Annotated in this window: 15 protein-coding genes; 2 read left to right on the top strand and 13 right to left on the bottom strand. The window is 32.5% G+C overall.

Annotation, left to right across the window (positions count from 1 at the left end; translation table 11 throughout):
* Nucleotides 1-228: 228 nt before the first annotated feature.
* From BS62_RS01265 to ftcD, 13 genes are all read right to left on the bottom strand, one after another.
* Nucleotides 229-696 (bottom strand): nucleoside deaminase, encoded by a 468-nt coding sequence (locus BS62_RS01265; RefSeq protein ID WP_496489421.1) that lies wholly within the window; start codon nt 694-696, stop codon nt 229-231.
* Nucleotides 697-743: 47 nt separating this feature from the next.
* Nucleotides 744-2,558, bottom strand: a complete 1,815-nt coding sequence (gene ade, locus BS62_RS01260; protein ID WP_496489420.1) for an adenine deaminase — start codon at nt 2,556-2,558, stop codon at nt 744-746.
* A gap of 2 nt (nt 2,559-2,560) precedes the next feature.
* Nucleotides 2,561-2,833 carry a EutN/CcmL family microcompartment protein gene (locus BS62_RS01255; protein ID WP_496489419.1) on the bottom strand — a complete coding sequence of 91 codons (273 nt, stop codon included), beginning with the start codon at nt 2,831-2,833 and terminating at the stop codon, nt 2,561-2,563.
* A 12-nt stretch (nt 2,834-2,845) separates the two neighbouring features.
* A complete protein-coding gene (locus tag BS62_RS01250) occupies nt 2,846-3,244 on the bottom strand; it encodes a hypothetical protein (protein ID WP_496489418.1) in 399 nt (132 codons plus the stop codon).
* Nucleotides 3,245-3,265: 21 nt separating this feature from the next.
* Nucleotides 3,266-3,544 carry a BMC domain-containing protein gene (locus BS62_RS01245; RefSeq protein WP_490140413.1) on the bottom strand — a complete coding sequence of 93 codons (279 nt, stop codon included), beginning with the start codon at nt 3,542-3,544 and terminating at the stop codon, nt 3,266-3,268.
* Nucleotide 3,545: 1 nt separating this feature from the next.
* The gene (locus tag BS62_RS01240) at nt 3,546-3,902 is read right to left on the bottom strand and encodes a BMC domain-containing protein (protein WP_496489417.1); all 357 of its coding nucleotides are present in this window, start codon (nt 3,900-3,902) and stop codon (nt 3,546-3,548) included.
* Between the two features lie 11 nt (nt 3,903-3,913).
* On the bottom strand, nt 3,914-4,222 hold the full coding sequence (locus BS62_RS01235; protein ID WP_496489416.1) for a hypothetical protein: 309 nt from the start codon (nt 4,220-4,222) through the stop codon (nt 3,914-3,916).
* Between the two features lie 20 nt (nt 4,223-4,242).
* Nucleotides 4,243-4,506: a BMC domain-containing protein gene (locus BS62_RS01230; protein WP_496489415.1), complete on the bottom strand. Its 264-nt coding sequence runs from the start codon at nt 4,504-4,506 to the stop codon at nt 4,243-4,245.
* Nucleotides 4,507-4,520: 14 nt separating this feature from the next.
* Complete coding sequence (locus tag BS62_RS01225) at nt 4,521-5,867, bottom strand: UbiD family decarboxylase (protein ID WP_496489414.1); 1,347 nt, start codon at nt 5,865-5,867, stop codon at nt 4,521-4,523.
* Nucleotides 5,868-5,872: 5 nt separating this feature from the next.
* On the bottom strand, nt 5,873-6,427 hold the full coding sequence (locus BS62_RS01220; protein WP_496489413.1) for a UbiX family flavin prenyltransferase: 555 nt from the start codon (nt 6,425-6,427) through the stop codon (nt 5,873-5,875).
* Nucleotides 6,428-6,506: 79 nt separating this feature from the next.
* Nucleotides 6,507-7,118, bottom strand: a complete 612-nt coding sequence (locus BS62_RS01215; RefSeq protein WP_496489412.1) for a cysteine hydrolase family protein — start codon at nt 7,116-7,118, stop codon at nt 6,507-6,509.
* 36 nt (nt 7,119-7,154) lie between these two features.
* Nucleotides 7,155-8,702, bottom strand: coding sequence for an allantoinase AllB (gene allB, locus BS62_RS01210; protein WP_496489411.1), 1,548 nt, complete (start codon nt 8,700-8,702; stop codon nt 7,155-7,157).
* 19 nt (nt 8,703-8,721) lie between these two features.
* The gene (gene ftcD, locus BS62_RS01205; protein WP_496489410.1) at nt 8,722-9,669 is read right to left on the bottom strand and encodes a glutamate formimidoyltransferase; all 948 of its coding nucleotides are present in this window, start codon (nt 9,667-9,669) and stop codon (nt 8,722-8,724) included.
* A gap of 269 nt (nt 9,670-9,938) precedes the next feature.
* Here ftcD and BS62_RS01200 point away from each other — a divergent pair, with 269 nt between their 5' ends.
* Both BS62_RS01200 and BS62_RS01195 read left to right on the top strand, forming a co-directional pair.
* A complete protein-coding gene (locus BS62_RS01200; protein WP_496489409.1) occupies nt 9,939-10,631 on the top strand; it encodes a cyclase family protein in 693 nt (230 codons plus the stop codon).
* A 140-nt stretch (nt 10,632-10,771) separates the two neighbouring features.
* Nucleotides 10,772-12,097 (top strand): nucleobase:cation symporter-2 family protein, encoded by a 1,326-nt coding sequence (locus BS62_RS01195; RefSeq protein WP_496489408.1) that lies wholly within the window; start codon nt 10,772-10,774, stop codon nt 12,095-12,097.
* Nucleotides 12,098-12,125: the final 28 nt, after the last annotated feature.

Below are 12,125 nucleotides of genomic sequence, written 5' to 3'. Positions count from 1 at the left end.
CTGCAATAGTATTTTTATTTATTTTAAAGTTTGTTTTAGTTGTTGTAATAGTCAAACAATATACAATTCGCTAAATCATTTTTTTCTTCGACATATTTCGATTTTATTACATTGTTATTTATTATACAATACCAGTTTAACCTCCAAAATTTTCAAATTTGTTTTTATTAAATGTAATATTATAAACACAAAAAAAGACTGTTATAATAACAGCCTTTTTACAACCTTCTAGTATGGTGTTTTGTCATCCTTTACTGACCACTCTTTAAATGCATCTAAACATTCTTCTCTTAGTAACTCTTCTAATTCTATTGGATTAGTTTCTGTTTCACCTTTTATATAATCATATATGAACTTATCTGCAAAACCGATATCTTCAGTATCTTGTGCTGTACATCCATAATAAACTTTTTTAATTCCAGCCCACATTATAGCTGATAAACACATAGGACATGGTTCTGCTGAAGTATATAATTCACAATCACTTAAATCAAATCTTCCTAATTTTTTAGTAGCTGCTCTTATTGCATTTACTTCACCATGAGCAGTTGGATCGTTGTCTCTTAATACAGTATTATGAACTAATGACACTATTTCTCCATCTTTAACTATAAGTGCTCCAAATGGTCCACCATGACCAGCTTTAACGCCAACTATAGCTTCCTCGATACACATTTTCATATAATCTTTATTCATACTACTACCCCCTAAAATTTTTATAATAAAATTCGATATAAACTTACTTAATCTATTACTGGATCTAATATAGTAAAATTATTAACGTCTATTAATCCCTTATCTGTTATTTTCCACTTTGGACTTGTAGATAATGCTAGGAATGATAAATGCATAAATGGTGCGTGTATAGTACATCCTAGATCATTTGCAGTTGTTTTTTCTAAAGAAGCAATTTTTTCACTTACTTCTTGACCTGTAAGTTCATCTGTTATAAGTCCACCTACAGGAAGCGCCATTTCATCTAACACTCTACCATTATTTACTACACAAAGCCCTCCACCCATTTCTATAACTCTATTTACTGCAACAACCATATCTTTAATATTAGTTCCTACAACAGTTATATTGTGTGTGTCATGGGCTACACTTTCTGCAAATGCTCCTTTTTTAAGACCAAAGCCTTTTACAAAAGCCTTTCCTATATTGTTATTTCTTCCATATCTTTCAATACATGCTATGTATAATAAGTCCTTTTGAGTGTCTGCTTCTACTATACCCCTACATACTTTGGCATCATCTTCTATACACCCAGTTAAGTTTTGATCTGGTATAGCTTCTATACATCTAACTCTTACTCTTGATTTATCACTTCTTATTTCTAAGTCTGATTCTTTTAATAAGTTTCTTTTTACTGAATTTTTAACACTATCTGGATATGTATATTTAGGAAGGTCAACTAAAAGTTTTCCTTGAGCTGCAACTAATTTTCCTTCTACAAATACGCCTTCTACACTCATTTCTTCTAAATCATTTATTATCGCTATATCTGCCATCTTAGATGGTGATAAAACCCCTCTATCTTCAAGGCCAAAATAAGTTGCTGGATTTATTGTAACCATTTGTATAGCTTCAACAGGGCTTACACCTTGTTTGATAGTTCTTTTTACTATTTCATTCATATGTCCTAATTTTTCTAAATCTTCAGCAACCATATCATCAGTTGCTAATATACATCTTCTTGAATCAAGGCCTTCTTCTGTTACGGCTCTTATACATTCAGCCATGTTCTTTTGAGTAGAACCTTCTCTCATGAATACATATACACCTTGTCTTAACTTTTCTACACATTCTTCCTTTGTAGTAGTTTCATGACAAGAGCATTTTCCACCAGTACAAACTATATGTGCTGCAAGTTCTTTTCCAAATAATTCTGGTGCATTTCCATCAACTACTTTTCCTATACCTTTTGCATAAGTTGTTGATGCTAAAAGGTCAGTTATAACTTCTGGTGTGTTTCTATATACATGTTTTGCATTACTGAATCCTTGAAGTTCTCCTATTCCTATTATGTTTTGATAGTTTAATAAATCTTCCATATCTTTTGAAGTTACGTCTACTCCTGCTGTTTCCAAACTTGGACAGTCAGGTGTAAGAGCTGGAACAACAAATCTAACATGATTTGGAACATGATTTGCTTCATCAGCCATAGCCTTCATTCCAACAAGACCTAATGCATTACCTATTTCATGAGGATCTGCAATTAGTGTAGTAGTTCCTGATGGTATAGATAATCTTGAAAATTCTGTAACTGTAAGCATACTACTTTCAAAGTGCATATGTGAATCTATAAACCCTGGAGATAAGTATTTGCCTTGTACATCTATAACTACAGTATCTTCCCCGATAAGAGATTCACTATCACCAACTAATAGTATATATCTTCCTTTAATAGCAATATCTGCAGTATATATTTCTTTAGTTATTACGTTTATTACATTTCCACCGTAAAGTACAATGTCTGCAAAGTTTTTGTCTCCCATAAGCACATCTATAAGTTCTCTATATTCCATAGCTTGTTTTATACTTTTTACATTTAGCAAATTTATTCCTCCCAGACATCTATATTATCAACTATACCTACAATAGCTGCATCTATAGATGATTCTCTTTTTCTTGCTGCATTTCTTGCAGCAGTTCCCTCAGTATAAATTATCAATTCACCTATACCTGCTCCAACAGTATCAACAGTAATAATCGGTTCACCTTTTGCTTCTTTATTCATTGTAAGTGGCTGTGTAATCATGAGTTTACATCCTACTAACGTATCATCTTTTCTTGTCGCTACTACCGTACCAATAACTCTGCCTATATTCATAAATTATCGCCCCTAATACTTAATTATTTTTATCCCTAACGTTTTTGCCGTATCCCTAGCCAAAGGAGTAATAATAGTATTTTCGTCTATAACAAGTTCTTTTACATTTAATTTTGTTAAATCATTTTGAGTTATAATTTTTTTAGGTATATGTTCTGATACTTCATTATCTTGAACTTTCATGTCTTGAACTTTGTTATCTTTGGTTTGATTGTTCACTACACCTTTATCTTGTAGATATTTTAAAACTTCATTGATTTGATCGTTATTAACTGGAATTACTATAAGTGATTGGTTATTTGATATGCTAACTGGCTTTATTGAAGTTGTATTATTTGTGTTATTATTTTTGCTTAAAATTTTATTAGATATATTATTTAGTATATTTTTAGTTAGATTGTGTTTGTTCATATCTAACATCTACTTTCCTTATTAGTCTCTTTTTAACATTACTCTTTCAACTTCTGAGTGCGGTCTTGGTATTACATGAACTGAGTGAAGTTCTCCTACTGCTCTAGCTGCTTCTGCACCTGCATCAGTTGCAGCCTTTACTGCACCTACATCCCCACTTACCATTACAGTAACTAATCCAAATCCTATTTTGTCATATCCTAGTAAAGTTACATTTGCAGATTTTACCATTGCGTCTGCTGCTTCAACTGCTCCTACTAACCCTTTAGTTTCTATCATTCCTAATGCTTGACCCATAATATTATTCCTCCCCATTATCTTCATTTTGTTGTTTTTTTGTTTCTCTTCGATCTTGATTTTCTTTTAAGTTTTTTTCAAATTCTTTTATTAAAAAATCTACTTCTTCATGTGGTCTTGGTATAACACGACTTGCTACTACTCTTCCAACTCTATTTCCAGCCGCTACACCAGCTTCTACTGCTGCATTTACTGCCGCTACTTCTCCTGCTATATGAATAGCTACACTAACTGCTTTTTCAACACCTATTACTTTGTCATATCCTACCAAAGTAATGTCTGCAGCTTTACTTGCAGCATCTAGCGCTGCTATTGCTGTAGTTAGTCCTATAGCTTCTATAATACCTAGGGCTGATCTCATGTTATTCCCCCTTATTTAATTAAATCTTCTAAGCGAACCATAGCTTTAGATTTACTTATATTTTTCTTTGGAATTTCTTTATTTGTATTATTATCTTTTTTGCTTAAATCTTCTAAAGATCTCATCAAAGGCTTCTTGCATTCAGTCTGTTTTATACTTTGTTTTATATTTTTATTTAATATACTTTTTAGTAATTCTTCTTCATTTTTATTAATATTTTCGATTTTTATTAAGTTACTTTCACAAACTTTGAAACTTTTATCCGTAACTACTTTCTTTGATATATTACTCATTATTACCGTAGCTAGTGGATTAGCCATTTATCTCACCACCATTTAGCTTATAATATTTTACTAACTTCATCATGAGGTCTTGCTATTACATTTGTTGAAATTATTTCAGCAAGTCTTCCTGCAGTTTCTACACCATTATCTACAGCCGCCTGTACTGCTGCTACATCACCTGTTACTATAGCTGCTACAATTCCTGAACCAACTAATTCTATATCAACAAGTTTTACATCAGCTGATTTAACCATGGTGTCCGCAGCTTGTATAGCAGCTATCATACTTTTAACTTCTATCATGCCGATTGCTTGTTTCATGAGTTATTCCCACCTTAAAAATATTTTTCTATATCAATATGCTCATATCCAGGAACGATAGCCCTTTCATACAGTTCACTTTTTTCTCCTAATGGTTTTGTAGCATCTATTCCCATCTTGTCAGTTAATCCTCTATGTACATGTGAGGCTTCAAGTCCAGATCCTAATGCATTAGGTATTATAACTACATCTTGAGATGCTTGGACACGAGATGCTAGTGCAAACTCTACATCCTTATAACTATATATGTCTACATCATCATCTACTATGACAACATGTTTTACATCTTTACTACTTCCAAGGGTAGATATTATGGCACTCTTCCCATCACCTTCATTTTTCTTATTTATTGATACTATTGCATGTAATCTACAACCTCCACCAACTGTTACATTTACATCTTTTACATCTACTATTCCAGTTAATGAGCTATATATTTCTACTTCTCTTATAAGTCCATTTGCTAAATGTTCTTCTCTACAAGGGAATGCATGTTGGAATATTGGATTATTTCTATGCATTACAGTTTTTACTTCCATTATAGGATTTGGAGCTATTTCTCCGTAATATCCCATAAGTTCTCCAAAAGGTCCTTCTATTTCACTTTTGTTGGGTATTAATTCTCCTTCTAATACAATCTCACAGTACGCTGGTACTTCTATATCAACGCTGTGACATTTTACTAGCTCTAATGGCTCACCTTTTAAAGCACTGTATACCTTATATTTATCAAGGCCATACTTAGATGAACTTATTTGTGAAGCTATTAAATACTCTGCATCATAACCTAAAACTACTGCACATTCTAGAGGCTTATTTTTTTCTTCACATTTTCTAAATGCTTCTCTTAAATGTGGAGAGGCTCCAGATATTAATGCACTTATAATGTTTTTATCATTTATTTGAAATCTTCTAACAGCCATGTGAGTATCCCCACTCTCAGGATCTTTCACTATAAGCATACCTGCTGTTATAAAGCTTGATGAATCTTTTTCATGTGATGTAGGAATAGGAAACATTCTTTGTATATCTATATTTCTAGTTATTATATTTTCTTTTATAGGACCATTATCTACTATTCTTATAGGCTTTGGATTAGCTATAGCATTCATAAATTCAAATATACGATTATCTTTATTTAATCCCATAAGATCATAAAATATTTGTCTATTACCGTATATACCGCCTACAACCGGCATATGGTATCCTTTAATATCTTTAAAATTTATAGGCACCTCATTATCGAAATGTTTTAGTATGGCACCTAATTCAAATTTTATATCTACCTTTTTATCGCAGGTTTTTAAATAATTTAGTTTGTCTAGTTTTTTTAGAGTAGATCTTAGCATTTGAGTTTCCATAAATCTTACTCTCCCCATCTATTTAATAAATTGTGTTCTATGCCTATGTGATCTAGTGTTCTTCCAACTATAGAAGTCACTATGTCAGATAAATCTTGAGGATGATGATAAAAAGCTGGTGACGGTGGCATTATAGTTACCCCTAAGTTTGAAAGTTTCAACATATTTTCTAAGTGTATAGAACTAAGTGGTGTTTCTCTTGGTAATAATATTAGTTTTCTTTTTTCCTTTATAACAACATCCGCAGCTCTAGCTAGTAAGTTATCTGATAATCCCATTGATATTGAAGCTAATGTCTTCATAGAACAAGGAACTATAATCATTCCATCTGTTTTGAAGGAACCGCTAGCTATAGATGCTGCTAAATTATGATTTTCATGATAATATGTAGCCATTTTTTTTAATTCATCTAAAGTTACACCGCACTCATGATTTACAACATATTCACCCATATTTGATACTACAAGGTGAGTTTCTATATTCAAATCTTGCAGAGCCTTCAAAAGGGCAACTGCATAAATAGCTCCACTTCCTCCTGATACTCCTACTATAATCTTCATAAATCTCTTCCCCTTTTATAGTAACTGCCTCCCAGAGGAGGCAGTATTCTATATTATATTCCTTTTGTATAAAGATAGATTATTCTACCTTATTTTCAGTGTCTCCACCGCCAACCCATGGGTCAAGTCCTTTTTCCCATGCATCTATATACTCATCTATAGTTATAACTTTTGTAAATATACTTAAATCTCTTAATCCGGCTTCATGCATTTCATCGTTTTTAGAGTGTACACCATCGCTTAGAGTTATAACTTTGTATGCATTGTATAAAGCATCTGATGCAGTACTTCTTACACATACATTAGTCCATACACCAGTTACTACTACCGTATCTAAGTTTTCTTCTCTTAAATATAAATCTAAATCAGTATGTGCAAAAGCACTGTGTCTTCTCTTTGGAATTGTATATTCTTCTCCTTCTGGATAAAGTTCTTGTATAAAATCAGAACCCCAAGTACCTTTAACAGCATGACGCGGTCTTACTCTAAAGTCAGCATCATTTTTTCTATGAGCTTCTTGTATGTGTATTAATTGTATATCATCAAGTCCTTTTGCATTTCTTTCTCTTACCCATTTAAATAATTTTTGTAAATTTGGAACTATTTCTTCTCCTCCTGGACATCTTAAAGAAGCATTTTCTCCTATAAAATCATTTAACATATCTATAACAACTATTCCATGTCTTGCCATTTTATATTTCCCCCTTGTATTATCTTTTTATATTTTTTAGAACTTTATAGTTTTATCTAATTTCATTATTTGTTGTCTCTTTACAAAGTTACCAAATCCAGGCTTAACCATTATTCCTTTTATGTTTTTAACATGATCAACTATTACTTCTGGATGTTGTTTTCTATAACTTACCTTGAATTCATTACTTTCTAATTCTTCTGGATTATTGAATAATACGTCATAACTTTCTAATTCTCCAAGTACTCCAGATTCTTCATCTTGATATACTAAGTTTCCACGAACTATAGTTTTAGCTACTTTTCCTTTTAATTCCATTCCTTCAAGTGGAGTGTATCCACACATAGAAACCATAGTTTCTCTTTCTATAGTCCATTCTTTATCTAAATCTATTATTGTAAAGTCTGCATCTGAACCTATGTTTAAAGCACCTTTCTTTGGATATAATCCGTAGTGCTTAGCAGCATTAGTTGATAATACTTCTACTAATTTACTTAATGATATTCTACCTTTATTGTATCCTTCACTTACAACTACAGGTACCATAGTTTCAACACCAGGGATTCCTGGGAATGCAGTCCATATATTCATACCTTCTTTAGCTTTTTCACTTTCTATTTCATATGGAGCATGGTCAGTAGCTATGAAGTCTATGCTTCCATTGTTTATCCCTTCCCAGTGAAGTTCATTATCTTTTTTAGTTCTAAGAGGTGGTGCTATTTTTGCACAAGCTCCGTGTTTAGTCATAGCTTCTTGATAATTTAATGTTAAGTAGTGAGGGCAAGATTCACTAGTTACATCTAAGCCTCTTTTCTTTGCATCTCCTACTAATTTAGCACCTATTCCAGTACTCATATGAACTATATGTAGTCTAGCTCCACTTGCTTCAGCAAAGCTTATACCTAATTCTATTGCTACTTTTTCAGCAAGTTCCATTCTTGCTTCAGCCCAAGCTGGACCATCTAATCTTCCTTCTTCTTTAAATCTATTTACATAGAAATCACACATTGCAAAGTTTTCTGCATGTATTCCTACTGGAAGTCCAGTTTTTGAAACAGCTTTAAATGCTTCATACATTTCTGGATCTGTAACTCTTGGGAAAGTTGGAACCGATGGAGTCATATATGCTTTGAATGCTACTACTCCATAATCTGCTTGTTCTTGTACATTATCTAACCAACCATTTCTTACATCCTCACCAGTAACTCCACCCCACATAGCATAATCAACTACAGCTTGTGGTCCACATAATGAAAGTTTAGTTTCTAATTGTTCTATACTTCTTACTGAAGGAACTGAACAACATGGCATATCTATTACAGTAGTAACCCCACCAGTTGCTGCTGCAGCTGTTCCTGTTAAGAAATTTTCTCTATGTGGGAATCCTTGATACATAAAGTGAGTATGAGAATCTATACATCCTGGAAGTGTTAAATTGTTGTTTGCATCTATTATTTCTTTTGCCTCAACACCTTCTATAGAATCTAAAAATCCAGCTATTTTTTCGTCTTTAACTAATATATTTGTAAGTACCGTGTCATCACCTTGAGGTATCCTTGCATTTTTAACTATTACATCATACATAATTTTGCACCCCTTATTTTTAATTAATATCCATTAAATGTGTTTCTAATATTTGGCTTTTTCTAAATCCTTCTAATCTAAAGAAGTATTCAAAAGAATCTATTATATAGTCTAGTTTTATTGGTCCTACTAATTCAGTTCCTGTAACAGCCACTCCATATCTTTCTGCTTCTCTTTTTACAAATTCGAAAGCTCTGTACATAGGAGTTTTTGAACAGTCAAGTAAGTTCATTGAAACCACTACTCCTTGTCTTTCTGGGAATCTTATTCCTACTGCTCTAACAGTAGTAAATCCACCGCTTGGTCCTCTAAGACCCTTAGCTATATTTTTAGCTATTTCTAAGTTTTCAGTTCCTAAGAATATATTATAAGCTGTTAATCCTTCAGCTTCTGCACTAACTATTGCAGCTCCAGCAGTTTCACTTAATAATCCATCTACACTTAAATCCGGCTTTCTATTACAATATTCCTCACTTCTTAATTGATCATCTTTAGTTTCTTTTAATAAATCTTTTAAACCTTCATATTGACCTTTTCTTATATAAGCTAGTGCTTTTCTTTCTTCATTTCTTGCATTTTCTGCTGCAAAGTATACTGGTACTTCTGTCTTTTTATGTAATTCTTCACCTATTTCTCTAGCTAACTCAACACATTCTTCAACAGTTATATCTTTAAATGGGAATAATGGTATAGTATCTTGTGAACCTATTCTTGGGTGAGTACCTTTTTGTTCTCTCATATCTATAAGCTCTATTGCCTTAGCAGCCATATTTACTACAGCTTCCTTTAGGGGCTTCGGCTCTCCTATTAAAGTTACAACAGTTCTATTAAAATCATGCTCTGGCTCATAACTTACTAACTTTACACCTTTAAAATCTTTTACTTCATTTACAATTGCCTCTATTATTTCAGTTCTTCTTCCTTCACTGAAGTTTGGTACTGCTAATACGTATTGTTTTTTTGACATTTTCATACCCTCCTAATCTTACTTGTACTTTTTTATGTAATAATGAAATTATTTAGTCAGAAAACTTTATGTAATTTGACTATTTGTAAATTATATTTTGACAAGCTCAAGAATATAACTATAAAAAAATATTTTGTTAATGTTAAAACTTTTTTAAAATTTTGCTATTTGTAAATTATATTTTGACAAGCTTAAGAATATAACTATAAAAAGAAAATTTTTTTACTGGATAAAACAATCTTTATCTAATTTGTAGGAGGAGAAAAATTATGGGGTTAAAATTAATCGATTTGTCACAAGAAATATATCAAGGTATGTCTGTTTTTCCTATGCATCAAAAAACATTTATAATGACTAATATGTCGCATGAGGAAAATATGAAAGTTACAGGAAGTAAAACTTTAGGATTTTCAGCTAGAAACATACTTATAAGTGAACATGGTGGTACTCACTGTGATGCTGTTTCAGAGTACAAGCCAGGAGGTGCTACTATTGAAAATATGCCACTTGAGTACTTCTGGGGAAGTGCAATATGCATAGATTTATCACACGTTCCAGCATCAAGATACATAGAACCAAAGGACTTAGAAAAGGCAGTAAAAGATTCAGGACAAGAGATACTAAAAGGAGATATAGTTCTTTTGTATACTGGCCACTATGACAGAAACTTTAATACTGATAAATGGCAAACTGAATATACTGGACTTAGTTATAACGCTGCTAAATGGTTAGCTGAAAAAGGCGTAGTAAATATAGGAGTTGATGCTCCAGCAATAGATCATACTGATGATTTAGATTTTTCTGGCCATTTGATTTGCGGTGAATATGATATATCTAACTCTGAAAATTTATGTAATTTAGATAAACTTGTTAATAAAAGATTCTTATACTTTGGTCTACCACTAAAAATCAGAGCTGGTTCTGGCTCACCTATACGCGCTGTAGCTTTAGTTGAAGAATAATATATAAGGACATCCTATACACAGGATGTCCTTTTTTCAATATTTTTATATTTTTGTAATTTTTATACAATATTTACAGTACTAATATACTAATACGTAATAAATACATATTAAAAATTTTACAAAGGGGGATTTTATTTATGAGTTCTAACATTTCTTCTGGCGATAAAGCCAGGTCACAACTACTTTACAAAATTGGGGATAAGCCACCAGGTTCACTTTCTGTTCTTCTTGGATTTCAAAACATAATAGCAGCCTTCGGTGGAATTGTTGCACCACCATTAGTAATAGGAGGTGCTCTTGGGCTTGATATTACTACAATGGCTCTTTTGGTAAGTTCTACAATATTTGTAGCAGGACTTGTTACATTTATGCAAGCTAAAGGGATAGGAATTATAGGTTCTAAAACACCTTGTATGATGGGTACTGACTTTACATTTGTTGGACCTTCTATTGCAGTTGGAAGTGCAATGGGTCTTGGTGGTGTATTTGGAGCCACTATACTTGGTTCTTTTATAGAAATAATTTTAAGTAGATTTATTAAGCCTTTGATGAAATTCTTTCCTCCAGTTGTAACAGGAACGGTTGTTACATTAATAGGTCTTACTCTTGTACCAGTTTCAATAGACTGGGCCGCTGGTGGATTTGGATCACCTGATTACGGTAGCTTACGTAATATTTCAATAGCTATGGGTGTTATGTTTATAATACTAATGCTAAATAGATATGCTAAAGGATTAATTAGTAGTGCCTCTGTACTTATAGGAATGGGTATAGGATACATAGTTTGTATACCACTTGGAATGGTTGACTTTACTTCTGTTAGAGAAGCTTCATGGATAGGATTACCTGGTATCCCTTTGATTTTAGAGCACGGAATAAAGTTTAGTCTTGCTGGTCTTGTTACTTTTGCAGCAGCTTATCTTGTAACTACTATAGAATCAGTAGGATGTTTAATAGCTGTATCTGATGCTTGTGAAGAAGATATAAGTAATGACCAGTTAAGTGCAGGTATACTTTGTGATGGTACAGGAAGCTTATTGGCTGGATTTTTAGGTACTACGCCTAATACTACATTTAGCCAAAACGTTGGCCTTATACCTATAACTAAAATAGGAAGTAGACATGTAGTTATGGTAGCCGGTATACTTTTAATGTTACTTGGAATATTTCCTAAACTAGGTGCTTTAATAGCTGTAATGCCTAACCCTGTACTAGGTGGAGCTGGTATAGTTATGTTTGGTATGGTTGCTGCATCTGGTATGAAAACTTTAAGTAGAGTTGATATGAATAATAGAAACTTACTTATAGTTGCTGTAGCAGTTGGATTAGGTCTTGGTGTAACTTTTAGACCTGAATTTTTAGCATATCTTCCTGAAGGCTTAAAAATGGTATTCTCATCTGGTATAAGTACTGGTACTATAGCAGCACTTTTACTTAATATGATATTATTAGAAGAAGAATAACTTTATAAGAACCCATAGCTCACTAATA

The sequence above is a fragment of the Sporacetigenium mesophilum DSM 16796 genome (assembly GCF_059569055.1).
Note: the sequence above shows the minus strand (reverse complement) of the source record. Positions and strands in the feature narration are given on the sequence as shown.